General features: G+C 58.6%; 22 protein-coding genes. 7 read left to right on the forward strand and 15 right to left on the reverse strand.

The features are described from left to right. Positions 1-9: 9 nt before the first annotated feature. Entirely contained in the window at positions 10-948 is a 939-nt protein-coding gene (locus tag C1T17_RS17760) for a Gfo/Idh/MocA family oxidoreductase (protein ID WP_104954581.1), read from the forward strand. A 151-nt stretch (positions 949-1,099) separates the two neighbouring features. Here C1T17_RS17760 and C1T17_RS17765 read toward each other — a convergent pair whose 3' ends face one another. The 10 genes from C1T17_RS17765 to C1T17_RS17810 form a co-directional block, all read right to left on the reverse strand. Continuing rightward, the gene (locus tag C1T17_RS17765) at positions 1,100-2,329 is read right to left on the reverse strand and encodes an NAD(P)/FAD-dependent oxidoreductase (protein ID WP_104954582.1); all 1,230 of its coding nucleotides are present in this window, start codon (positions 2,327-2,329) and stop codon (positions 1,100-1,102) included. Between the two features lie 132 nt (positions 2,330-2,461). Further along, positions 2,462-3,916 carry an NAD-dependent succinate-semialdehyde dehydrogenase gene (locus C1T17_RS17770; protein ID WP_223262674.1) on the reverse strand — a complete coding sequence of 485 codons (1,455 nt, stop codon included), beginning with the start codon at positions 3,914-3,916 and terminating at the stop codon, positions 2,462-2,464. Continuing rightward, positions 3,913-4,668, reverse strand: a complete 756-nt coding sequence (locus tag C1T17_RS17775; protein ID WP_104954584.1) for an SDR family NAD(P)-dependent oxidoreductase — start codon at positions 4,666-4,668, stop codon at positions 3,913-3,915. The genes C1T17_RS17770 and C1T17_RS17775 overlap by 4 nt, the downstream gene beginning before the upstream one ends. A 52-nt stretch (positions 4,669-4,720) precedes the next feature. Beyond that, positions 4,721-5,023, reverse strand: coding sequence for a 2Fe-2S iron-sulfur cluster-binding protein (locus tag C1T17_RS17780; RefSeq protein WP_223262675.1), 303 nt, complete (start codon positions 5,021-5,023; stop codon positions 4,721-4,723). A 30-nt stretch (positions 5,024-5,053) separates the two neighbouring features. Next, a complete protein-coding gene (locus C1T17_RS17785) occupies positions 5,054-6,301 on the reverse strand; it encodes a cytochrome P450 (protein WP_104954586.1) in 1,248 nt (415 codons plus the stop codon). Positions 6,302-6,311: 10 nt separating this feature from the next. Next, positions 6,312-7,352 carry a 2Fe-2S iron-sulfur cluster-binding protein gene (locus tag C1T17_RS17790; protein ID WP_104954587.1) on the reverse strand — a complete coding sequence of 347 codons (1,041 nt, stop codon included), beginning with the start codon at positions 7,350-7,352 and terminating at the stop codon, positions 6,312-6,314. After that, on the reverse strand, positions 7,349-8,302 hold the full coding sequence (locus C1T17_RS17795) for a PdxA family protein (RefSeq protein WP_223262676.1): 954 nt from the start codon (positions 8,300-8,302) through the stop codon (positions 7,349-7,351). Before C1T17_RS17795 ends, C1T17_RS17790 begins: the two co-directional genes overlap by 4 nt. A 20-nt stretch (positions 8,303-8,322) precedes the next feature. Further along, positions 8,323-8,811, reverse strand: coding sequence for an aromatic-ring-hydroxylating dioxygenase subunit beta (locus C1T17_RS17800; RefSeq protein ID WP_223262677.1), 489 nt, complete (start codon positions 8,809-8,811; stop codon positions 8,323-8,325). After that, a complete protein-coding gene (locus C1T17_RS17805) occupies positions 8,808-10,088 on the reverse strand; it encodes an aromatic ring-hydroxylating dioxygenase subunit alpha (protein ID WP_104954589.1) in 1,281 nt (426 codons plus the stop codon). Before C1T17_RS17805 ends, C1T17_RS17800 begins: the two co-directional genes overlap by 4 nt. Positions 10,089-10,122: 34 nt before the next feature. Next, positions 10,123-11,205, reverse strand: a complete 1,083-nt coding sequence (locus C1T17_RS17810; protein ID WP_104954590.1) for an acyl-CoA dehydrogenase family protein — start codon at positions 11,203-11,205, stop codon at positions 10,123-10,125. A gap of 286 nt (positions 11,206-11,491) precedes the next feature. Here C1T17_RS17810 and C1T17_RS17815 point away from each other — a divergent pair, with 286 nt between their 5' ends. Next, positions 11,492-12,940: an aldehyde dehydrogenase family protein gene (locus tag C1T17_RS17815; protein ID WP_104954591.1), complete on the forward strand. Its 1,449-nt coding sequence runs from the start codon at positions 11,492-11,494 to the stop codon at positions 12,938-12,940. Between the two features lie 141 nt (positions 12,941-13,081). Here C1T17_RS17815 and C1T17_RS17820 read toward each other — a convergent pair whose 3' ends face one another. Both C1T17_RS17820 and C1T17_RS17825 read right to left on the reverse strand, forming a co-directional pair. Further along, on the reverse strand, positions 13,082-14,509 hold the full coding sequence (locus tag C1T17_RS17820) for an aldehyde dehydrogenase family protein (RefSeq protein WP_104954592.1): 1,428 nt from the start codon (positions 14,507-14,509) through the stop codon (positions 13,082-13,084). Between the two features lie 45 nt (positions 14,510-14,554). Next, the gene (locus C1T17_RS17825) at positions 14,555-15,670 is read right to left on the reverse strand and encodes an NAD(P)-dependent alcohol dehydrogenase (protein WP_104954593.1); all 1,116 of its coding nucleotides are present in this window, start codon (positions 15,668-15,670) and stop codon (positions 14,555-14,557) included. Between the two features lie 214 nt (positions 15,671-15,884). On the opposite strand from C1T17_RS17825, the gene C1T17_RS17830 reads away from it, so the two are divergent. The 4 genes from C1T17_RS17830 (at position 15,885) to C1T17_RS17845 (ending at position 18,979) form a co-directional block, all read left to right on the forward strand. Beyond that, on the forward strand, positions 15,885-17,162 hold the full coding sequence (locus tag C1T17_RS17830; RefSeq protein WP_104954594.1) for a cytochrome P450: 1,278 nt from the start codon (positions 15,885-15,887) through the stop codon (positions 17,160-17,162). Positions 17,163-17,204: 42 nt separating this feature from the next. Further along, positions 17,205-17,447, forward strand: coding sequence for a hypothetical protein (locus C1T17_RS17835; protein ID WP_104954595.1), 243 nt, complete (start codon positions 17,205-17,207; stop codon positions 17,445-17,447). Positions 17,448-17,866: 419 nt separating this feature from the next. Beyond that, the gene (locus C1T17_RS17840) at positions 17,867-18,754 is read left to right on the forward strand and encodes a cytochrome P450 (protein ID WP_189338400.1); all 888 of its coding nucleotides are present in this window, start codon (positions 17,867-17,869) and stop codon (positions 18,752-18,754) included. A gap of 21 nt (positions 18,755-18,775) precedes the next feature. Next, on the forward strand, positions 18,776-18,979 hold the full coding sequence (locus tag C1T17_RS17845) for a ferredoxin (RefSeq protein WP_104954597.1): 204 nt from the start codon (positions 18,776-18,778) through the stop codon (positions 18,977-18,979). 418 nt (positions 18,980-19,397) lie between these two features. Here C1T17_RS17845 and C1T17_RS17850 read toward each other — a convergent pair whose 3' ends face one another. From C1T17_RS17850 to C1T17_RS17860, 3 genes are read right to left on the reverse strand one after another with little or no spacing between them, the layout of a single operon-like run. Continuing rightward, positions 19,398-20,663 (reverse strand): cytochrome P450, encoded by a 1,266-nt coding sequence (locus C1T17_RS17850; protein ID WP_104954598.1) that lies wholly within the window; start codon positions 20,661-20,663, stop codon positions 19,398-19,400. A gap of 36 nt (positions 20,664-20,699) precedes the next feature. Then, positions 20,700-21,536 carry an SDR family NAD(P)-dependent oxidoreductase gene (locus tag C1T17_RS17855; protein WP_104954599.1) on the reverse strand — a complete coding sequence of 279 codons (837 nt, stop codon included), beginning with the start codon at positions 21,534-21,536 and terminating at the stop codon, positions 20,700-20,702. Positions 21,537-21,559: 23 nt separating this feature from the next. Further along, positions 21,560-22,444 (reverse strand): SDR family oxidoreductase, encoded by an 885-nt coding sequence (locus C1T17_RS17860; protein WP_104954600.1) that lies wholly within the window; start codon positions 22,442-22,444, stop codon positions 21,560-21,562. 253 nt (positions 22,445-22,697) lie between these two features. Here C1T17_RS17860 and C1T17_RS17865 point away from each other — a divergent pair, with 253 nt between their 5' ends. Then, positions 22,698-24,491 (forward strand): flavin-containing monooxygenase, encoded by a 1,794-nt coding sequence (locus C1T17_RS17865; protein ID WP_104954601.1) that lies wholly within the window; start codon positions 22,698-22,700, stop codon positions 24,489-24,491. Positions 24,492-25,178 lie beyond the last annotated feature (687 nt).

The following is a 25,178-nucleotide window of genomic DNA, read 5'->3' on the forward strand; positions in this document are numbered from 1 at the left end:
GAAGAAAACATGCGTATAGCCCTGGCCGGTGCCGGCGCGTTCGGCGAAAAGCATCTTGATGGCCTCAAGCTTATCGACGGGGTAGAAATCGTCTCGATCATCAGCCGCACCAGCGAACAGGCCGAAGCGGTAGCCGCCAAATATGGTGCCAAGCACAGCTCCACCAACCTCGATGATGCGCTGGCCCGTGACGATGTGGACGCCGTCATCCTCTGCACGCCGACCCAGATGCACGCGTCTCAGGCAATCGCCTGCATGGAGGCAGGCAAGCATGTCCAGGTCGAGATTCCCCTTGCGGACAGTTGGGCTGATGCGGAGGCAGTGGTCGCCAAGCAGAAGGAAACAGGGCTCGTCTGCATGGTCGGCCATACCCGCCGCTTCAATCCGAGCCATCAATATGTCCGTAACCGGATTGTCGCTGGCGACTTCAACATCCAGCAGATGGACGTACAGACCTATTTCTTCCGCCGCAAAAATATGAATGCAAAGGGCCAGCTGCGAAGCTGGACCGACCATCTGCTCTGGCATCACGCCGCGCATACGGTCGATCTGTTCGCCTATCAGGCGGGCAAGATCGTGAAGGCCAATGCGATCGAAGGGCCCATTCATCCCGAGCTTGGCATCGCCATGGACATGTCGATCCAGCTCAAAAGCGAGAGCGGCGCAATCTGTACCCTGTCGCTGAGCTTCAATAATGATGGACCGCTCGGCACCTTCTTCCGCTATATAGGCGATACCGCGACCTACATCGCCCGCTACGACGATTTGGTGAACGGTAAGGAAGAGCCGATCGACGTTAGCCATGTCGATGTGTCGATGAACGGCATCGAACTGCAGGACCGTGAATTCATCGCCGCGATACGTGAAGGTCGTGAGCCGAACAGTTCGGTGGCCCAGGTACTGGATTGCTACCGGGTGTTAGACTCATTGGCGACACAACTCGACTGAACCGCAACAGCAAGTCATTTGCGCTCCTTCAAGTTGTAGAGCTGCCAATCAGCGGATTGGCGAATCGGCACATTTTGTAGGAAAATTGGTGCCGATGTTCCATCAGAACGGTCGGATGGCAAATAGCGCGTCCGACCGAATATAATGTGATCTATAGCGCGCCAACGACTTCCTTAAGAGGAACGTTGTTGTCGGCAAGTTGTGTTTGGTCAAGGATGGCGCCCGTCAGCAAGCAAGCACGTCCCTGTACATAGTCCTTGACGGCGTTGACTGCGTCTATAGCGATGAGCCTCCCGGCACGCAGGTAAAGAACAGAGAAGCTGCGATTGCGCGGATCGCCGCGGAGGATGGTCTGGTCATAGCCAGCCGATAAACCGACTGTCTGGAGCTTGAGGTCATACTGGTTCGACCAGAACCACGGCACGACGTGATAGGGTTCCTCCCCGCCCATGATATGGCTGACTGCCGTCTTAGCTTGATCATTGGCATTCTGCACTGATTCCAGGCGGATGCGAGCGCCGCGCGCAAAGCCATTCTGATGGGCGGCACAATCTCCGATGGCATAGATGTCAGGAAGGCTGGTACGGCAATACTCGTCAACATCCACGCCGTTAGTGCCTGCTGCGCCTGCCGCGATCAGAGGCGCGGTCTCGGGGATGATGCCGATCCCGGCAATAATCATGTCCGTCTTGATCCGCTCGCCATTCTGCATCAATACGGCGATTGCGCGGCGGTCCTTCACTTCTATGCAGTCCATTTTCGCGCCGGTGCGAAGATCAACGCCATGAGCGCGATGCTCATTTTCATAAAAATGCGACAGTTCCTCACCGGCGACGCGCGCCAGTACCCGGTCGAGTGCTTCCAGCAACACGACCTTTTTTCCGAATTTACGAAGTACCGCCGCAGCTTCCAAACCGATGTAGCCGCCGCCGATAACCGTCACATGATTGACACTGTCGAGTTGCGCCATCATCGCATCAACATCGTCACGGCGGCGGACGCCATGCACATTCACAGCATCCGCACCGTTGCAGGTGAGCATGCGCGGCGAGCCACCGGCGCACCAGATGAGCCTGCCATAACCGACCTCTTCACCGGCGCAGGCGACGCGCTTCGCTTGCGGATCGACGTGCGTCACCCGGTTGCCAAGCAGCATGTCGATGTCGCGTTCCTCCCAGAAAGAGGCCGGCCGAATCAAAATTCGATCAAAATTTTTATCGCCCGCGAGATACTCCTTGGAGAGCGGGGGTCGCTCATAGGGTGGATAGTTCTCGTCGCCAATCATGGCGACCGCGCCTTCAAAACCTGCTTGCCGCAACGATATAGCCGCCTGGGCACCCGCATGGCCCGCGCCGACGATCAATATGTCGTAGTATTTCATCCTGCCACATCCCCAACGGCCGGTTCCTCCAGCCTGTTTCCACCGATCTCAGCTACCCATTTCATAAACCCTGACTTCACGATCCGCCCGCGTGGTCAGGCGAATATGACCTAAGCTTCAAATATTCTATCTTTAGCCAGTCGCCTCGGAGATGAACTTCGTCGTTAGATAAGCATCGAACGTCTCGCTCCCCCCTTCACTGCCCATTCCGCTGTCCTTGACACCACCGAGAGGCGTTTCGGGGAGGGCGCTCCCGAAATGATTGATGTTCACCATTCCTGCCTCAAGCCGCGCCGACAGATGATGTGAAAGGCGCAGGGACCTTGTAAAAACATAGGAGGCAAGACCAAAGGGCAGAGCGTTTGCTCGGCCAAGCACCTCATCGACATCATCGAAAATAGAAATCGGCGCTACAGGACCAAATGGCTCCTCCAGCATGATACGTGATTCATCCGGCGTATTGAACAACACCGTAGGTTCGAAGAAATGACCGTCCCCCTTCAGCGCGGCGCCACCGACGACGACTTCCGCTCCCCGGCTCACCGCATCTGCAACGAAGCCCTCCATTGCCCGGACGCGGCGGTCATGTGCCAACGGTCCCATTGTCGTTCCGGCATCAAGGCCATCCCCCAAGACGCGGGAAGATAAAGCCTTGGCGAATTTGTCCGTGAACTCTGCTGCAACGCCTTTCTGGACGTAAAAGCGGCTCGGTGCCATGCAAACCTGCCCCGCGTTCAATCCCTTGTAGGCGGCAAGCAGCGTTGCTGCCTGATCGATATCTGCATCGTCGCAAACCAGCACGGGCGAATGCCCGCCTAGTTCCATGGTTGCGCGCTTCATATGCGCTCCCGCGAGCGCAGCGAGCTGTTTCCCGACTGGTATCGATCCGGTGAAAGAAATCTTTCGCACCACCGGCGAGCGGATGAGATAGTCCGAAATTTCTGCGGGTTTACCCCAGACCATGTTGAGGCATCCTGGCGGCAGCCCAGCTTCGTGAAACAAGCGTGCCAGAGCGACGGCAGCGCTAGGCGCATCTTCCGCAGGTTTGATCACCAGCGTGCAGCCCGATCCCAGCGCCGCGCAGATCTTTCGAAGCGTCTGGTTGAACGGAAAATTCCAAGGCGAAAAGGATGCACATACGCCGATCGGTTGCCGGATCACAGTCTGGCGTACGTTCGCGTTACGCGGCGGTATGAGACGCCCATAGATGCGGCGGCACTCCTCAGCATGCCAGTCGGCATGATCGGCGGACGTAATTACCTCAAGCCGCGCCTCGCCAAGAGGCTTGCCCTGATCGCGTGTCAGGTCGCGCGCGATCTCGTCCGCGCGCTCCCGTGCCAATTCCGCCACCCGCCGCAATATCCGGCCCCGATCAAGCGGTGAACTCCACCGCCAGCTCTCGAAAGCGCGCGAGGCCGAGGCGACGGCAGTCTCAAGGTCGGCCAGCGTAGCATGGGGCAGTTGTCCCAACACACGGCCTGTCGCCGGATTGATTACATCCTCGCTCCCACGGACGTCCGCACCTATGAACTGTCCGTCGATATAAAGCGCCAGAGGTGCATAATCAGGCAACGCTGTCTCCGTCACAGGCAAACCCCACCACCGTCAACCGCAATGGTCTGGCCCGTGATGAAGGCCGCCCCATCGCTCGCCAGGAAGACGAGCGCGCCGACCAGGTCAGAGGGCACCTGATCGCGTTGAATGGAACGACTGGTCCTGCGAGCGGATTCGCCCATTCGCTCCTCCATGCCTGCCGACAAAACGCCTTCGCTCAATGTGAAGCCCGGTGCGATCGCGTTCACCGTGATGTTCTCATTGCCCAACTCGCGCGCCAGCGAACGGGTGAAGCCGATCACCGCTCCCTTGCTTGCGGTATAATGCTGCATGAAGGGCGTCCCCTTGATGGGCGAGGTCGAGGCGACGTTTACGATGCGGCCGCCGCCGCTGGCGCGAAGCGCTGGTAATGCCGCCTTTATGCAAAGGAAGGGACCCAGCGTATTCACCTCCATCACCTTCATCCATTCGGCCGCACTGATCTGATCGACTGGCTTTAGCGTCAGGGTGGTGAACAAGCCTGCATTGTTCACCAGCACGTTCAATCCGCCGAACGCCTTTGTCGCCTCATCGACCATTCGCGTGGTATCCACTTCACTGGTAACGTCGACGGTCACGCCCAGCGCGTCATAACCTGCCTCCACGATCTTCGCCGCAGCCTCCTGCGCACCGCGGAGATCGGCGATCACGACGGCATAGCCAGATTCCGCCAGCTTGCTGGAGAAAGCGAAGCCGATGCCGCTGGCTCCCCCTGTAACGATTGCAACCCGCTTTTCACTGGCCATCAACATACTCCTCTGGTCTTAATATCCGTAATGGCCATGTGCGGCCTGACAGTCAGGTCTGCGCGTCGGGAACGCGAACAACGACGGTCGCGACGCCTTCGGGCACCACCAGCTGGCAACTGAGGCGACTGACCGGCAGCCGTTCGGCGACGGTGCATTCCAGCATCTCTTCCTCGACCTCCCCCACAGGGGGAAATGCCTGGACGCTGTCCTGATCGACATAGACATGACAGGTCGCACACATGCACGCTCCGCCACATTCAGCAAAAATGCCCGGAAGCCCTGCATCGACAGCCGTGCGCATCACATTGGCACCCGGTTCGACCTCGATCTCGCTCTGGGAGCCATCTTTCATAAAGTAGATAATCTTGGGCATTGGCAGACCTCAGCTTGCTGCGACGCGCGGGGTGATGCGCATCGGCATGCGCGAATAGCCGCGCACGGTATTATTGAAATGCACTTCGGGTTCTCCGAGCAGTTCCAGGCTATCGACACGCGTAGCGAGCACGCGCAACAGTATCTCGCCTTCAAGCCGGGCGATCATTTGACCTGCGCACCCATGTATGCCGGTGCCGAACGCGACGTTTCCGGTCGCCTGACGACGCACGTCAAAAGTATCCGGATTGGCCCAGTGGCGCGGATCGCGATTGCCCGCGGCGATGAACACGAGGATTTTCTGTTCCGCCCCGATCGGCACGCCCGCAAGTTCTACAGCACGCGTTGTGGTGCGATAGAAAGACTGGAAGGTCGGGTCGTAACGAAGCACTTCCTCCAGTACGGCACGGGAACGCGACGGTTCGTCCCGCAGGATCGCCCACTGGTCAGGATGACGTCCCAGGCTCGCCATGGCATTGCTGAGCGTGAAGATCGTCGTGTCGAGACCGGCGGAGAGCATAGTGCGCACCAGCATACCAGCCTCTTCCTCCGTGATTTCACCTGCGTCGGCCGCAGCATAGAGTTGCGCTCCAAAGCCGTCCTTCGTCAGCACATCGCGGCGACAGGCGTGGGCGATCCATTCGCTCGACGGACCCAGCTTCGTCAGACATTCGCGAAAGCGATCATTGACCGGTCCGAAGGCGTTGAACACCATGTCGCCATAGGGGAGCAGATGCTCACGTCCTTCTGCGGGAACGCCCACAGCGTCCGCAAAGACTTTGATCGGGAACGCATGGGCGAAGTCTGCGACGGCATCACACTCCCCTTTTTCTATCAGGGCCGTTACCAGCTTTTCCGCCTCCCGCTCGAACCTTTCGCGCAGGGCGTTGAGCGCTTTAGGCGAGAGGATACGCGTGAAAACCTTGCGAGTACGCGTATGGTCAGGGACATCCACTTCCAGGATGATACTTGGCTTGCGCCAGGGCTCCTCGGTGTGAAAGTTAGTCAGACCAATTCCCGCACTGGAACCGAATTTGTCGGCTTCGGAAAGCACCTGCTTGACCTGATCATAACGCGCGACGGCATAGACGCCATATTTCTCAAGCCAAACCACCGGACCCAGCTCGCGCAGCATTTCATAATATGGATAGGGGTCGATCAGCACGTCGGCGCTGTAAGGATCGAGATCCGACACCGGCACGCCAGGGGCAGGCAAGCCGCCTTCCCTCGCCTGCTGGGTCGATTCCAAAACGCTCATGCTTGTCCTCCTATGCGGGCTGTCTAGCGGCAGCAGGGGTGGGCCCGCCGTCCAGCGCCAAGTCTCCGCTCGGCACGAAGGCGTCGCTGAAAAAGGCGTGGGCAGGCAGCCTTGCCTGCTCGATGAAATCCGCGCGCGCAGCCTCAATCATCGGTGGCGCGCCGCACGCATAGACTTCGACCGATGCCATGTCCGGATGATCCGTCATGACCGCCCGATGTACAAAGCCGACCCGCCCGGCCCACTCGCTGTCGGGACTGGACACGACCGGTGTAAAGGCGAACCAGTCATGCGCCGCCGCCCAGCCTTCGGCGAGGTCCCGCATATACAGATCGGCAGCGGTGTTCGCCCCCCAATAAAGGTGCAGCGGGCGTGTGCCGCGCTGCTGTATCTGATGCTCAACAATCGATTTGATGGGCGCGAAGCCAGTCCCAGTGGCGATCAATATCGCAAGGCCAGCCTGATCGCTGAGATTGAACTCGCCATAAGGCAGTTCCAACGTCAACACTGCCCCTTTCGCAAGGCCGCTCAGTACATTTTCGGAGAAGCGACCGCCCGGCACGTGGCGGATGTGCAGTTCAACGCTGTCATTGCGGTGCGGCCCGTTAGCCATCGAATAATTACGGCTGTCGCCATCAGGCATCATGACGCGCAGATATTGGCCAGCGCGGAACTGCGCACGCATCCCGATGGGCAGGCGCAGCTCAATCACGGCAACGTCGGGTGCCGGCCGGTCGATCCGCCGTACCTTGGCATCCAAGACCCTGCGCTCAATCACATCGGCAAGCCGAATACGCGTCGGCGCGAATTGCAGGTCAGTGCGTGGCCGCGCCTGGCACAATAGAACGCTCTCGGCCGGGCCGGCCTTCAGCCCCTGCCCGCGCACCATCGCCTCGCCCGACAGGAGCGCGCCCTCGCACGATGAGCACACACCCTTCCGACACGAATAGGGAATAGCATAGCCGGCACGCTCGACCGCATCGAGGATGGTTTCGCCCTCTTCGCAGTCGAACGACAGGCCTTCGCCGGGAACGGAAATCCGGTAACTCACGCAACACCCCCTACCAGCCGGATGGCGCGGATCGTCGCGGCGGGGTCCGCCACACCCTTGCCCGCGATATCGAAGGCCGCGCCGTGACCCACGCTGGAGAACAACAGACCGCCTCCAATCGACAGACCCGCGGCCTGACGTCCGGCCATCAGTTTGACCGGAATATGCCCCTGATCGTGATACATGGCGACAAAGGCGTCATAGCCCTCGCGCACGAGAATGATGTCCGCACCCTCGGGTCCATCCACGTCGATACCGCTGGCGCGTAGCCGTTCCAGAGCAGGAACAACGATTCGCTCATCCTCATCGCCGAACAGGCCGTGTTCGCCGGCATGGGGATTGATACCAAACACGCCAATACGCGGCCGCACGATACCGAGCAAACGTAGCGATGCGTCGGCTGCGCGTACTGTACGTTCTATGAGGTCAGGCGTAAGTCGCCCCAGCGCGGTGCCTATACCTTCGTGCAACGTGACATGGACTATACGCAGCCCCCCGCCCACCAGCATCAGGAACACGCTATCGGCGCCAGTGCCAAGCAGCTCGGCAAGCAGATTGGGATAACCCGAAAAAGAACGGCCTGAACTGTTTACTGCCGTTTCCGAATGGGGACAGGCGACCAGAGCTCGCCCGCATCCTTCCCGGATCAGTCCGAGTGACGCCTCGACATATGCAATTGTCGCCCTGCCCGCTGCAGCGCTAACCGATCCAGGCTGATAGTCGTCCGGGCCAATGCACGCCACATCCAGCAAATCGAGCGCGCCCGCCTGGCGACCCCAGCGGTCAGACTCCAGTTCGATTTCAAAGCCGGCATCCCGCGCGAGCGGCTCAACAATATGACGCTCGCCCACGATCACGGGCCTCAGGTCAGCATCATCCCGCAGCGAAACCGCCGCTTTCACCGCTACTTCAGGCCCAATACCGTTGGGGTCGCCAATCGCCACCAGCACAGGGGGGCGTCGCGGATGATTCACAGGGGCAGCCCGAGCAAGGTGTCGATGTAGCTGCTGTCGAGCACGACCACGCGCTTCACAAGCTTCACATCATCATCTCCCGCCATGCGATAGCGGTCAATATAACGGCCAGTCGCGAACAGCTCGGTCGGCCCCTCACGTGTTATCCGCACGACGAGGAAGGATGTTTCGGAAGTAAATTCATCGCCATCCACGGCGGAAACATGCGGCATACCCAGCAGGTGACGGTAGCTGTGCCGCTCATAAATGTTCGCTTCGAGCAGCGAGAGGATGCGGTCACGCAGCATCGCCTTGCCTTCGAGCCAGATCACGCCAGCCTCCAGTCCCTGCCGATAATTATCTGCGCTGGTCACCTGATAGAAGCAGTCGTCGGTAAAGAAGTCCGGCCACAGATTGCAATCGCCGTCATCGATCACATGGACGTAGCGCGCCTGTGCTCCGGCGGCAGCCGTTGTCAGTCTGTTAAGTGTCGCCCGGTCGTTCAAAGACCCATCCTCTCGCGATATTCGGTCCAGAAACCGCGGATCGCGGCCTCGGTGATGCGGTCATCGCCGGATTCGATCGAATAGCCGCCCATGGCCAGCACCGCACTTTTGTCCGGCGCGCCCGCCGTGCCACGTCGCACGAACCCGCCGATGCAGCCATCCTCCATGGATACATACCCCGCCGGGCCGATCAGGTTGGAGAGCTTCAGCCGGGTTCGGCGTTGTTCAGGCGTGTCATCCTCAAAACCGATATAGGTCCATTTGAGGTGCATGGAATCGGTACCACGCGGCAACACAGTTCGCACCGCGATCGAATTCTGGATCTGCTGGAGCACAAAGTTTGGAAATACGGAAAGGATTTGGAGCGTGATGTCGTCGTCGAACTCCTTGAAGCTGGCCAACAGCGAAGTGTCCGAGAGGCTGATATCGCTTTCTGAACGAATGTCGCTATAGGCCGCTTGCTTCTCAGCATCCTTCTCGCCGGCATGATCGACCGATGAATAGCTGACATGGCTGCCGCCGCTTTCGCTGACTATTATGCCGCCTTTCTGTGACAGACGGTTTAACTCGAATGTCGTGAAGAACGTATGCAGGATGCTGGCATGATAGCTGTCTTTGGTGTTCTCCACATACAGCTTCCAATTGTTCGGCAGAATCTGGGTAAAGCGGCCCAGCACGACAGGCTTGCGGCCCGCCAGCACGCGCGCGATCCGGCTGAGCACGGCTTCGCCCAGATAATCCTCGATATCGTCCACATCTTCGTCGAAACTCCCGAAGATCAGGCCATGAAGTATCGAGACGCGCATCTTGCGAGGACCACGCCCTTCCATCCGGAAGTCCTCGGCGATGCCGCCGCATCCTTTTATCCCGTCCTTGAAAGCGACGCCGACCAGGTCCCCCTGCAGGCTGTGAGTCCACGCATGGTAGACGCAGGTGAAATCCTTGACGTTGCCCCGATCCTCCAGCGCCAGCAACGATCCCCGGTGGGCGCAGCGGTTTTCGAAGGCATACACCTCCCCGTTGACGTCGCGCGTGACTATCACAGGGGTTTCGCCCGCATAGACAGCTACGAAATCCCCTGCTTGCTCCAGTTCCGCCTCAAGACACAGGAAGTTCCAGATCGGACCATGAAATAGTTTTTCCCGCTCGCGCTCCAGAACGTCATCGCGCTGAAAAATCCAGTATGGCACTTGACTCGCGCCGTCCTCGGCAGGCCAAGTTGGCCGATCTTTGACGTACGGAGCCGGACTGGGCTGCGTCAGTTCAGGGACGGTCATAACCGCTTCCTCCTTCCGAAATAATTCGGCGCAATCAAACGCCTGCGATGCCTTCCAGCACGGAGAGGGCGCGAGCGTTGCGATACCAGAGCTCGATCGGATGCTCCTTGGTATAACCATGGCCGCCCAGCGCCTGCAGGCCATTGTCAGTGATGATGACAGCCTGCTGGCCTGCATAAGTATAGGCAAGCTGGGCCGACTGAACTGAAGGCCGTCGGTGTTCGAGGTCCGACGCCGCCTTCCACGTCATCCACCGCATGGCCTCGATGTCCATGTGCATGTCGGCGATGTTAAACGCGATCGTCTGCTTCCTCGCGAGCGCTGTGCCATGCACGATCCGCTCCTTGGTATAGGGAATAACATATTCGATGACGCCACGGCACAGCCCGGTCAGGATTGCCGCCACGCCTGTGCGGGCTCCGTCGATAATACGCTGAACGTCGGCGCCGTTGCCACCCGATAGCCGCGCCGCCGCCGGCACCCTTACATTTTCGAACGTCACCTCAGCCAGTTCTAGGGCGCGCAGGCCCATAGTGCCTTTGGTTTCCGCCACTGACACCCCCGCCGCCTCGCGCGGCACGATCAGCGCATCGAGCGCTCCATCGCACTGTGCAATCACAAGGAAGTGACTGCACTTCCCGGCGAGCGGCACCATCGCCTTCTTCCCATTGAGGGTGTAGTCATCACCCGAGCGCGCAGCCTTCGCCTCAATCCGCTCAACGTCGAAGCCAAAGCTTGGCTCCATAATCGCAACGGCAGCGGGCTGGAACGAACCACCGGTAAAATGCGGCAAGAGTGTCTCGCGCTGTTCCTGCGTCCCCTGATCGGCCACAGCTCCGACAAAAGCCATGGTCGACGCCATAGCCAAAGCAAGGCCGGCGTCCGCCGCACCAAGTTCCTCCAGCACGATCGCACTTGTCACTGCCGAACGCTCTTCTTCATCCACAGTAGCGTGAAGCTGGATAAATTCAGTGGCCCACAGCTTACCAAGAACGCCGGCGTCAATGACAGCAGCATCATCCAGCCGCCTCGCTTCGGACGAAAGCTCCTCCCTCGCGAACTCAGCTATAGTGGACTGAATTATCTTCTGCTCTTCCGTCAGCTCAAAAGAGATCATGAACTCTGCTCTTCCTGTATGTCATGCCGAAAGCGCTTGCTTTCGCCTGTGTGAGGCGACGCCTTGCCGCCGTGGGAAGCGCGTTGCGTACTCCACGCGGCCAGAAGCCTTGCTTCGATGACATGCGAAGTGGCCATTTCCCCCACTCCCCAACCTCTCAACGTTGGACATGGGTGTGCGTTGGCGGAACAGCCTCGCTCATCGGTCATCCTACGGTGGAGCGTCGTTCATTGAAGCAATCTTCGTCGACGGGCCCGGTTGGACATGCGTCATTGAAAGAACAGCGATGAACTCTCCCTACGGCAATTATATCGGTGGAAACTGGCGCAGCCCGACCGAAGCGCGCCCAAACATCAATCCCTCGAATCTGACGGACACCGTAGGCGAATTCGCTCAGGGATCGACAGCTGATGTGGATGAAGCAGTCGCCGCGGCGCAGGTGGCGTTCCCCGCCTGGTCACGCGCCATTCCCTACACGCGAAGCCAGATCCTGGCCAAGGCGGCAGCCGAGCTTGCCTCACGCGCGCAGGAGCTTGGCATCATGCTGGCTCGCGAAGAGGGCAAAACGCTCGCCGAGGCGGTCGGAGAGGTCAATCGCGCAGCCCAGATTTTCGACTTCTTCGCCGGGGAAGCGATCCGAATCAGCGGAGAGACGATCGCCTCGCTCCGCCCCGACGTCACGGTGGAAATCACGCGCGAGCCGATCGGGATCGTCGGGATCATAACCCCGTGGAATTTTCCGATGGGGATTCCAGCGTGGAAGATCGCTGCGGCGTTGGCATATGGCAATTGCGTGGTGTTCAAGCCAGCGGACCTGGTACCGGCATCAGGCCATGCACTGACGGACATCCTTATCCGAGCCGGCATCCCAGCGGGCGTCCTGAACCTCGTCATGGGCCGGGGCCGCGTGATCGGCCAGCGGATAATCGAACACCGCGACATTCACGCGATCAGCTTCACCGGCTCGTCCTCGACTGGCCGTATGATCGCGGCCGGCGCAGTCGGTGGCGAGACAATGAAGAAGATCCAACTGGAAATGGGTGGCAAAAGCCCGCTTGTGGTGCTGGACGATGCAGACATCGAGAATGCGGTTGAATGCGCGCTTGACGGCGCCTTTCTCGGCACTGGCCAGCGTTGCACGGCCTCTTCGCGGCTTGTCGTGACGGATGGCATTCACGACCGCTTCGTGGCAGCTCTCAAGGATCGGCTCGCTGGCATAGTCGTGGACGATGCGCTCAAACCCGGTACCCATATCGGCCCGGTGGTGGATCAAGGTCAGTTCGAACAGGATTTATCCTACATTGAATCCGCTCGCAGCGATGGCGCGCGCCTCGTCAGCGGCGGAGAGGCGCTAAAGCGAGACCATGACGGCTATTATCTCTCCCCCGCCCTGTTCGTGGACGCATCACCAGACATGCGCTTCTGCCGCGAGGAGATATTCGGCCCGGTCGCCGGGGTCATCCGCGTGAAAGATTATGACGAGGCGTTGGCGATCGCCAACGATACGGCTTTCGGCCTATCATCCGGCATTTGTACGACCAGCCTCAAATATGCCAACGATTTCAAGCGAAACAGCGATGCGGGAATGGTGAAGGTCAATCTGTCGACCTCTGGTGTCGACTTCCATGTGCCCTTCGGCGGCCGCAAGGCATCATCTTATGGCCCCCGCGAACAGGGCCGCTATGCGCTCGAGTTCTTCACCCAGGTCAAGACAAGCTATCAGTTGCCGCTATGATGCCAGGGGCGGGGGTCGGTCATCACCGTCCGCCTTCGTTCCACATCAAGCGGCAGATGATTGTCGTAATGCGCAAGTGGGACGCCACCCGATCATTCGCATGATCATCTGACGCCCCTAGGAGGTGAGCAGTGCCGCCCGTCAGGCGACGTTCGCCTGTTTCGCCGTTACGATGGTATGAATGCTCGTATATTCGAGCAGACCAGCCATGCCATTCTCAACACCGAAGCCGGATTGCTTGCGTCCGCCAAATGGCTGGCTGGGCGCCATGGAGCCAAATTCGTTGACCCACACCATTCCGGTATCCATGCGAAGGGCTATCTCTTCCGCCAACTCCGGCGGTCCCCACACTGAACCACCCAGACCATAATCGCAGTCGTTAGCCTGCTCCAGCGCCGCCTCGATATCGTCGAAGCGGATCAGCGGCAGAACGGGTCCAAACTGCTCCTCGCGCACGATGCGAGCATCTGCCGGCGGGTTGTCGATGATAGTTAAGGGTACAAAATACCCCTTGTCCGGCACATTGTCCTGCCCGGCAAGGAAGCCGTAGCCATTCGTCCGGCAATCAGCAATGAGGTCCTGCACTCGTTCATATTGCGGCCGATTCTGGATCGGGCCGAAAGAGGTTCCCTGCTCTGCTCCGTCACCCACCTTAGCCTGTTTCGCTAGTTCCGCGAGCGACGCGGCAAAGTCTTCATAGACGGCGCTGTGCACATAGACCCGCTTCGGCGCAAAGCAAACTTGACCGGAATTAGCGAAAGCGGCCTGGAAAAGCTGGCTCGCCGCCGACTGCACATCTACACCCGGCAGAACTATCGCTGCATCGTTTCCACCCAGTTCCAGCGTCAGCCGCTTAAGCGTGGGCGCAGCGCTCTCCATCACTCGGCGGCCGGTCGCTGTCGATCCGGTGAAGCTGATCTTGTCAAAACCGGGATGACCGGTCATCCACGGCCCCAATCGGTCACTGCCAGATAGAACGTTGAACACGCCGGACGGGAGGATGTCCCGGGCCAGTTCCGCGATCCGCAGCGTGGTAAGTGGCGTGAAAGGGGAGGGTTTGAGCACGACCGTGTTGCCCGCGACGAGCGCCGGCGCAACCTTCCAGAAGGCGATTGCGATCGGGAAATTCCAGGGCGCGATCGCACATACAACACCCAAAGGCACGCGATAGGTCGCGCTGCGACGCACGTCGCTGTCCTCGTGCACCTCGACGGGGGGCGTCAGTTCGGCGGACTGGGCGCAGAAATAGGCCCCGCCGCCGATGTCCTGCTCGGCGTCGCCGAGCGGCTTGCCCTGCTCCGCAGTCAGCAGCCGCTTGAGCTCTTCTATATTCTCATTAATTACACGGCCGAGCGCCGCAACCATAGCTTGGCGCTCGGCGATTGGCGTCTCCTTCCATTTTGGATAGGCGCGGCGTGCTGATGCGACAGCCTGATCGAGCTGTTGGCGCGTGGCGTCAGGCGCTCTGCCCACGACTTCCTCCGTTGCGGGATTGATGACGTCGAAAAGCGACTCGCCATCGACGGAAGCGCCGTCAATAAGAAGCTTGAAGGTCCTTGCTGTACTCATGGCAATCCTCTCTTATCCCGGTGGCCACCGGCATTGAATGCGGCGTCAGACTAGCGCCGCATCGGTCAGCAATACGGCTTTGACGACCTTTCCGTCGTGCTGGTCCTTGATGGCCTGGTTGATGTCGTCCAGCCGATAGGTCGTCATCAACCGGTCAATAGGCATGCGCCCCTGCCGGTAGAGGTCGATCAGTTCCGGAATGAAAACGTCCGGGTCGCTATCTCCCTCGATAATGCCTCGAATAGTCAGACCCAGCCCCAGAAATTGCAGCATGTTGAACGTTACCGTCGCATCGAGCGCGCTGGGGATCCCCACCAAACCGAGCGTACCACGCGTGGCCAGCACATTGAGTGCGGTCTGGATTACCTCGTCCCGCGCTGTGGTATCAAAGGCGTAATCAAGCCCGGCCGGGCAGATTTCCCGCAGAGTCTGGGCAAGATCATCCTCCCGGGGGTCGATGGCGTGCGTTGCGCCGAGTTCCAGTGCAAGGCTACGGCGTTCAGCCATTGGCTCACATACAATCACGGTCGTGCAGCCGCGCACCAACGCGCCCAGCATCGCACTTAGCCCTACCGACCCCCCGCCAAAGATAACGATCGAGGAGCCTTCGCGGCAGGCGAGCGCCCGCATCGTGGCCCCAGCCCCGGTCTGTAGGCCGCAGCCAAGCGGTCCCATGAGATGCAACGGCACATCGTCCGGCACCTTCACGACGTTCTGCTCATAGGCCAGCGAGTAATGAGCGAAAGACGATTGGGCGAAGAAGTTGCTCGTAAGCGGCTCCCCATTATGGTGCATGGCGCAGGAACCGTCGGTCCGGCGCCCGGCGAGGTTCAGAGCGCCGAAATTCAAGCAATAGGCAGGTTCGCCGCGCGCGCACATGGTGCAGGAGCCGCAGGTACGGAACGTAAGAACGACCCGGTCCCCAATCTTGACCTTTGTGACATTCGAGCCGACAGCCTCGACCACGCCCGCGCCTTCATGGCCCAGCACCGCAGGAAGTTCCGTCGGCATGTGCTGGTCGCGCGCCGCGAGGTCTGTATGACACAAGCCTACGCCATGGATACGCACCAGTATCTCATCGGCCAGCGGAGCATCCAGATCGACCTGAGCTACCTCAAAATCGGCTCCCGCCTTGCGAGCAATCAGGGCTGTGATCGACATTTTCTCTCCTGGTCAAACCTGATGTTGCGTTAATCTTATCCACAGACAACCGCGTCGCGCCGAAGTGTACCTGCTCGACAATAAATGACAGCCCACCTGTGCAAGTCCCCCATCGGATGAGAATTGTGAGGGACGGACAAGGATGATGGGGGTTTAACACTGCCGATATGTCTTCCCATACTAGTGTAGATGAGTAACATCCCGGGAGCTTTACATGTCGCAGACGGTCGTTGACCGGATACCAGATCACATCGCGCGCGCGGTTGTTGATCCTCACGCCTTCGCGGAATGGGATGGCATTCACACGATGCTGGCCGAGCTGAGGCGCGACCATCCTTTCGCGCGTGCGGATCTGGATGGATACGAGACGTTCTGGATAGCATCCAGATATGAGGATATTCAGGCGATCGCCAAACGTAACGACCTGTTCCTGAGCGGTGTCGCCCAGATAATGCCGTTAGCCGACGTCGTACTGGAACACTCGATCGGCTTCCAGGCGCTGAGCCGCGGCGTGGTGACGATGAATGCACCGGAACATATGAAATATCGGCTACTGACCCAAAACTGGTTTCAGCCAAAGTCGATCCGCGGGTTTGAGACACGTTTCCGTCAGATTGCCCGACGCTATGTCGATCATATGGCAAGCCTAGGCGGCGAATGCGATTTCTTCAAGGAAATCGCTGTCCATTACCCGTTGATGGTCATCAATTCCATCCTGGGAATTCCGGATGAGGCGGAACCGCTGATGATGCGCCTCACACAGAATCTCGTGAACATCGACGATCCCGAGTTGACCGGGGAGCCGGTTCCCAAGACCCCAGAGGAACGCGCGGCACGGACCCGCGCTGTAGCCGAGGAAGCTTGGGACTATTTTAAGCAGGTTGCGGCGGAGCGACGGGCCAATCCCACCGACGACGTTGCGTCAGTCATTGCCAACGCGCGCATCGGCGGCCAGCCGATTTCCGATATTGACACACTGGGCTACTATGTCACCGTCGCGACGGCAGGACACGATACGACCGCCGCTTCTGTCGCAGCCGCGATCTGGGCACTTGCCGAACGACCGGAGCAGCTCGCGAAGGTGCAGGCCGACCCATCGCTGATCCCGAACTTGGTCGACGAAGCCGTGCGCTGGACTACCCCGATATATCATTTTGTGCGAACGGCGGCGGAAGACACTGAATTCGGCGGCCAGCATATCGCAAAGGGGGACCGTATCGTCCTCATGTATTTGTCGGGCAACCGCGACGAGGATGTGTTTGACGATCCGTTCGAATTCCGGGTCGACCGCCCGGTCAACCGGCAGATCGGCTTCGGCTATGGTGTCCATCTGTGCCTCGGTCAACATCTGGCGCGGATGGAAATGGGCATTTTGTTCGAGGAGTTGCTGCCTCGCCTCAAATCGCTGGAATTAGCCGGCACGCCCACCCGCAAGATCACCAATTTCCTGGGTGGACCCAAGTCGGTCCCCATCCGCTATGAAATGGCATGAGAATTATCCGACGCAGGCTTGGCATCACGGAGGGCGCTCAATATGCAGGGCATAGAAGGCGAGAATTGTCCATTCGAATTCAATTTCGATGAAGCGACGTTCAAGGTTGGAGACACGGTGAGCTATCGCGTCACGGGTAGCCTCGCCGGTTTTCCGTTCGTCGGCGTGCTGCTCGAAGTACATGACGATCATGTCGTGCTGACTTCAGACGTGAATGATCCCGACAGCCGTATGCGGGGAACGCGGGAGAGTCGGCCGATAGTTGCTGAAGCAGACGTCTGCTGAATGGGAGCCGGCGCCGTTGAGAAGGCCCGGCATGAGTGGGCGAACCAATCAAAGCGCTATGGTGACAGATCTTCATACAGATCGGGGAAGATCATGGAATGAGTAATATGGCCGCGTTCATACCGGATCATGTGCCCCACCCCTTGGTCTATGATTTTGACATGTATTCCGGGCCTGAAGTCACGCGTCAGCCAGTCGACGCGGCGCCGGCGTTGATGAAACGGCCCGACATCTATTTCACACCGCTAAATGGCGGACACTGGGTCGTGACGCGTCAGAAGATAGCCGTGGATCTTCTCCAGCTGCCGGAGATATTCTCCAGCGACCCGACCAAAGCGGACAAGGCTCTTGTGACCACCGGAATCCGGCGTATCCCTCTGGACGTCGATCCGCCAGCGCACGCCAGCTACCGCAAGATATTGAACGGCCTGTTCTCGCCCAAGGCTGTTGCCAAAATGCAGGATATGGTTCGTCAGCAGGCTCAAATGCTGATCGACAATGTGTTGTCGGAGGGACGATGCGATTTTGTAGCCGATGTCGCGCAATATTATCCGTCTGAAATTTTTCTTAAGCTTCTCGGAATTCCACTGGATCAGTGCGGCACCTTCATGGACTGGGTCGACAGCGCCATCCGGTCGGCAGATCCCGCGATTGCCCGGGAAGCGTCGGTGCGGGTCGCCGACTTCATTGCTCAAACGCTTGCCGAACGCAAAAAGGCGCCTGGAGACGACATTCTCAGCCATCTACTCCTGCAGAACTATGACGGTCGGCCGTTAGAGCAGGAAGAGCTTGTCGGCATATCCGTGCTTCTGTTTATCGGCGGACTGGACACGGTCGTCGCCCTGTTGTCCTTCGTAATGCTTTATCTTGCGGAGCATCCTGGTCATCAGCGGGAACTTGTCGACAATCCCGAACTAATACCTGACGCGCTGGAAGAGATGATCCGCCGTTTCTCGATCTCCGCGATTTTCCGTTATGTAGCAGAGGATACCTGCTTTTCTAATATCGAGTTCAAGAAAGGCGACCGGGTTCTTATCCAACATTTCCTATATGGCATTGACGATAGGGAGATCGACAACCCGTTAGAAGTCGATTTCCATCGCCCTGTAAGCCGCCACACCGCGTTTGGCGCCGGTCCCCACCGTTGCCTTGGATCTCATCTCGCTCGCTTGGAACTACGGGTGTTTCTGGCCGAGTGGCTGCAACGAATTCCGGAGTTCTCTCTCGCGACCGGGACCAATCTCTCTTTTCGTGGCGGAAAAGTCATTCAGCCAGTGACGCTGCCTCTTACATGGGCCTGCTCCTGATCGTTTTTCAAAGGTTATATCATGATAATCAAGGTCGATCAGTCTGTTTGTGTCGGTCATGGAGTGTGTGCCATCAAGGCTCCAAAGCTATATGAGCTTGATGACGAAGGTTTCTCCATTGCCAACGGCACCGTTGTTCCGGCAGGCCAGGACGAGAACGCAAGGCGCGGCGCGGCGGTGTGCCCTGAGCGCGCCATCGCCCTCGTTGACAATGGCAACGGCTAGTCAGGTTTTCCTGACGCTTCACCAGTACAGAGTCTCCGGCTGGACTGCACGTACGCGACCAGCACAGAGTTAAAGCTGAGGGTGCAGTGCCCCGCAATTTTGAATTAGTATCTCAAGCTACCCGCTTCAGGCATAATCCGAAAAGCCAATCAGTAGGCCCATCCATATCAGTGCTGGCAAATCACACTTACTATAGTGATTGCCCCTCACAGTCCCCGACAGACCCAGGCACGCCGTTTTGGACGGCCTCCATCTGCGAATAGCCCTCCGGTGCCTTGATGGGAACTCTTGGCCGCTAAAGGAGGTGTAAGTAACTTAGGCATTGCCTAATTTCATGAATTGCGTGCCGAAGCATAGGACTGCTCGTGGATCGGAGATCGCTCCGACCGGGCCGATGAGGGCATTGGAGCTTCTGCCATTACGGCGGTGTCGGCAGATCCCATATTACTGGCACTCTGGGGGCGGCGACCAGTCCCGGATAGGCTGTCATGTCCGCGTTGGGCTTCATACGGAAGGTTGGTACGCGGCGAAGAAACGCAGTTACCGCGATGGCCAATTCGCGGCGCGCGAGGAAAGCGCCAAGACAGAAATGACGACCGCCTGCAAAGCTGAAATGCCTGTTGGACGACCGGTCGAAAAGCGCTTCACGCGGATTGGCGAACGCTTCAGGGTCAAAATTGCCCGCAAGATTGTACGCCAATACGTGATCACCGGCCTTGATTTTGATTCCCCTTATCTCATGATCTTCCTTCACTTGTCGGCTGGAATTCACCAGCGGCTGCATGCGCACGAATTCTTCGATGGCATTAGGAATCCTGTCGGGATTCTCGCGCAGCATTTGCTGCATGTCGATATCCAGAGCGAGCCGGCGGAAAATCAGCGAGGACGTGCCTGCAACGGTATCCAGTCCAGCCATCCATAACTGAAACATCATTCCAATTATCTCGTCGTCGGTCGTCGATCGCCCATTTATCTGACCGTGAACGATTGCGCTGGTGAGATGCTGATCCGGCTTTTGCCGCACCCCTGCCGCGAAACTACGAAGATAGTCGATCGCGCTTCGGGCACCCCAGCGGATCCTTTCAATATCGTGCCTGTCATGCAGGATCGCATATTCCCATTCGAGGAAATCCTCGAACTTGTCCTGTGGCAGGCCCATATGGTGCAAGAAAACACGCACCGGATAAAGCCGACCGAAATCATAGGCCGCGTCGCATATCCCTTTATCGATGAAGGAATCGATGAGGTCTTCGATGACCTGCCGGGCATAGGGTTCAAGTGCGGTGACTGCCTTGGGTGAGAACCAAGGGTTCAGAAGGGCCCTATATTTGGCGTGCGCAGGTGCGTCCATTGCCTGCGGGAGCATCTGGAAGGTCTCGCCCACGGTAGCCTGGAAGTTAGCGGCGTTGCGTGATGAATAAAGGGCGTCGTTCTGATAAACCTCCCGAATATCGCTGTACCGCGTCACCACCCACGTACCGTCATAACGTCCGGGCAGCGGACGTGGCCAGTAGAACACCGGGGGCAGATCATCATAGATGCCCGCCGTCACGCTAAAGGGATCGACAAGCGTGTTTGGCGCCTCGTAGTCCGGCTCAAACACCAGTTCCGGTGGCACATATGAGGGAATCGACCGATCGCCACCAGTGCCGGGAACGCGCATCCCGCTATGTCCGATTAGCATCAGCCGCTCTCCCGATCCAAAGATCGCAATGATGCGTCAGGCAACAAAACCAAATGGCTGGAGCCCCGGCTCGGCCTTAGCCAGCGCGTCCGCAACGCCCTGTGTGCCGGGAGTATCTCGCCGGATTAGCGGCGCGTATTGGGTCGGCAGTGTCCATGCCAGATCAAGTCCGCTGGCGCGGACGCACTGCCCCGTGATCTGATCAGACAGATCGCTCAAGAGGAATGTCGCCACCGGAGCTATGTCTCGAACGTCGCCCATGCCGGGCGTACTGCTGTTCATGCGCGTCGAGGCTCGGGGTGACAAGGCATTGACCCGAACACCATAGGCTTTCAGTTCCAATGCCCAGCTATATGTAAGGGAAATGAGGGCCGCCTTCGTCGCGCCATAGGCGCCGCGTCCTGCCAGACCAAAGGCTGCGCTCGACGCAAGATTGATGATTGATCCCCGTCGAGCCGCAAGCATATGCGGAGCAACCGCTGCAGCGCAGTGCATGGCTCCCAAAAGATTGACGCCAACCAGCCGCTCTGCCTCCGCGATCCGCTCCTCATTAATTGCCGCTATGTAGAAGACCGCAGCATTGTTGATGAGGCCATCGATTTTCCCGAACCGGTCTATGCACAGTTCCGCCAGTTCGCGTGCAGCGGTTGGATCGGCGACTGAATGGCCGCTCGCGACTGCTGATCCTCCATCTGCCTTGATGGCCTCAACCACCTTTTGGGCCTCGGACAGATCTACGTCATTGACGATGACATGCGCACCGCAGGCAGCCGCATGACGAGCAAATGCCTCTCCGAGCCCCCGGCCCGCACCGGTGACGATAACGGCTTTGCCAGCCAGCCGGTCTTTATCGATGTCGTATTGGGCTGCCATTGATGAGGCCTTCTGCTGTAGCTTTAATATGCCGGCTTGCGATCGAAGGGCGTGAGCTGAATCTCATGGCTCCAGCAAGATGGATGCTGGCCGTGCAGATAATGCACCGCCTCCGCGATCTTCATGGGGTCGATAAGGGACAGCCCGCCCGCGAGTACGGCCGGCGTGCCTTTGCTCCCGCCTGTGGGCATCGCCCGAACCCCGGGTGAATCAATGCCACCATCGATGACAAGATTGACAACATGAACGCCAAATTCCGAATATTCCTCTGTCAGCGCCTGCGCCAGATTGCGCATCATGACCCGCGGATAATAAAGCGAGCCGCCCGTACCGCGCTTCCGCCCGCGCAAGCATTCGGTATTGTTCGAGAAGAAGATTGATCCGCTTTGCCGCTCACGCATTGCCGGCAGCACTTCCTTGGCAACCAGGAATGGCCCCCGCGCCGCGATCTGGAGCGCGGTATCGAACATTTCGATGGGAAAATGTTCCAGCAGCTCCATCTCCTTGGGTAAGGTGCGGCCTTCCAGATAACCGGCGTTGTAGACCAGGACATCCGGATCCCCGCCTTCCTTACGTATGAGCTGGAAGGCCTCCTTGATCGAATCCTGCGATGTCACATCCAGTTCGACAATCATGCATGCACCGCCCTGCGCCTCCACTGCTGCAGCAAGACCTTCCGCATTGGCGGCCGTGCGCGTAGTCATGACGACAAAATAGCCCTCCGCCGCGAACTTCTGAGCGATCGCCCCGCCTATGCCCCAGCGAATACTGACGGGCACATCGCTGTCGTCCACAGCCGATCCGTGCGCCAGTTTCGTATTTGGGCCGTCAGCCTGCCATTTCGATGTCGCGCCTATGATAACAGCGACAGGGAGGTTCTTTACATTCTTCCTTCTTATGTCATTCATTTCTTGCAGTCCTCAGCGGCCGATCCGCATTTTTTGCTTTATCTACGGTTGGCGGGTTGGTGGCCGCCTATGATTCAGCGCCCCGTTCTTAGCCCTATCCGTTTCGAAACTAGACCACCGAGCCTCCCGTTGCCCCCATAAATTCCCAACGTTCAGTTCGCCAACCGATGATATGATCGCCGCACCAATGGCGGATTTGGCATTTAGGAATGTCTGTTTACAACAAGAACCAACGCCGCCCTCGGGAGTGATAATGGACGATTCAGCACCTGGCGTCTCAACAATCGACAATTTCGATGCAGACGTGCTTGCCAAAAAATATCAGGAAGAGCGCGAGAAGCGTCTGCGGGCTGAGGGCGCGCAGCAATATCGCGTAATCGATGCCGGTCTCGACGCGTTTTTGGACGATCCTTATGCCAAAGCCGAACCTTCGCGCGCGCCTCGCCACGATGAGGTCGAGGTAGCGATAGTGGGTGGTGGGTTCGGCGGACTCCTTACCGCCGCGCGGCTTCGCAATGCCGGGATTGACGATCTGCTGATGATCGATCGGGCCAGCGACTTCGGTGGCACATGGTATTGGAACCGCTACCCTGGCGTGGCCTGCGACATCGAAGCCTATATATATATCCCTCTTCTGGAAGAGCTTGGGAGCCTTCCCAGCCAGAAGTATGCGCCGGGCGGAGAGATACTGGGCTATGCCCAGCAGATCGCGAGACGCTATGAACTGTATGAACGGGCCCTGTTCCAGACGACCGTGACCGGCATGGTCTGGAACAACGGGGCCGCGCGTTGGGAGATTTCTACCAATCGCGGCGATACGATCCACGCCCGCTTTGTCTGCATGTCACCCGGACCCTTTCCATGGCCTAAGCTGCCTGGGATCGAGGGTATCAAGTCCTTCAAGGGTAAGGCGTTCCATACCTGCCGCTGGGATTACGATTATACTGGCGGTGCACCGGGACACCCCCTCCTGGATCGGCTGGGCGACAAGACGGTGGGCGTCATCGGTACAGGCGCCACAGCATTGCAGTGCATCCCTCCCCTGGGCCGTAGCGCGAAGCAACTTTATGTTTTTCAAAGAACTCCGGCAACTGTCGGCGTCCGTGGAAACCAGCCCACGGATCCGGATTTCGCCGCAAGCCTGAAGCCTGGCTGGCAGAAGGAGCGGATGGATAATTTTAATGCCACTATCGCGGGCGAAGCCGTGGCGACTGACATGGTGAACGACTGCTGGAGCCAGTCGCTGGCGCGCCTCAATAGCCTGGCGGCCGACGATCCCGAAACACGCGAAAAACGGCAAATCGCCGACTTTCGTACAATGGAGGATCTACGCGCACGTGTGGAAGCCATCGTGGAAGATTCCGCAACGGCGGCGTCGCTCAAGCCTTGGTACAATCTGCTGTGCAAGCGGCCAGGCTTCCACGATGAATATCTGCAAACCTTCAACCTTCCCAACGTCACTCTTGTGGATACCGACGGGCAAGGGGTCGATCGGGTGATAGAGGATGGTGTGATCGCCAATGGGAAGGAATATAAGCTCGACTGCCTAATTTACGCAACTGGCTTTGAGTTCCTGACCGACATCGATCACCGGCTAGGCTTCGACATCATAGGTCGGGGCGGCCGACACATATCGGAACTTTGGCGAAACGGATTCAGCTCCTTATTCGGGCTGCACATGCGCGACTTTCCCAATTGCTTTATTCTGGGCAATGCACAGCAAGCTATCACGCCTAACTTCACCTACCTCTTCAACGAACTGAGCCAGCACATAGCGTTTCTTGTCTCGCACGCGCAGGCGCGCGGCATCCGAACGATGGAACCAACGCCAGAGGCGGAAAAAGCATGGGTCGACCGGGTCATGTCGTTCGCTGAGACCCGCCGTCGCTTCCAAAGGGATTGTACGCCAAGCTACCTCAATAACGAGGGACAGCTCGACGACCAGACCATTCGAAACGGATTTTTTGCGGGCGGAGCCACTGCCTACAACAACGCGCTCGCCGAATGGCGAATGGATGGATCATGGCCCGGATTGGAATTAACCTAGAGTCCTGACTCGACCAGGCTTTTGAAACCGAGGCCTACATTGATTGGGAAGCTCCGCTGAAAGCAGGAGACTCTTGCATCGTCGCGTGCGTCGTTCCGGCTATTGGACGAGGCGCGGGCGGCAGGCGAACTCTGGCTGCCGAAGAACCAACCCGGAGTGCGTAGGGTCGATGATCGCAGAATCAGAGCAAAAGTGCCAATCTGGCTGTAGCTGAGGAGCAATGCCGATGGCATCGGTCGTCCTGCTCATGCCTTTGCTGGATGAAGGCCGCCATGCGGGGTCCGGGTATGTAACGCCCACGAAGATGGAACCTACCAGATGACCGCGCCGATATCCCATGGAGAACCGTGGGCCTTTGCTCCCAGTAAAATAGTCGCATCGCGCCCGAGCGCTTCAACAGCGAAGAACAGTCTGCGGCCGTCTTCTTCGCTTAGCCGGTACATCCATTCTCAAGCGCACTTTAAGGCCGAGCATTAATTCGTCGTTCGGTAGGAAAAAGTTAAAAACACTTGTGTTCCGTCGGGCCGGAGGTTTGCGCGTCGGGTTCAGTCCCTCGAACAGAGACGTGTTCCTAATCTGTTGAAGAGCCGCAAACGTATAGCAGCTTTGAGATGGGGGTTTTCATATCTCCAACGGTCATTGGGTTTAAGGGCTGCAAGTAAGGATATCGCGGCTCTCCAAATCCAA

Origin of the sequence: Sphingobium sp. SCG-1, assembly GCF_002953135.1 — a bacterium.
Lineage (GTDB): Bacteria > Pseudomonadota > Alphaproteobacteria > Sphingomonadales > Sphingomonadaceae > Sphingobium.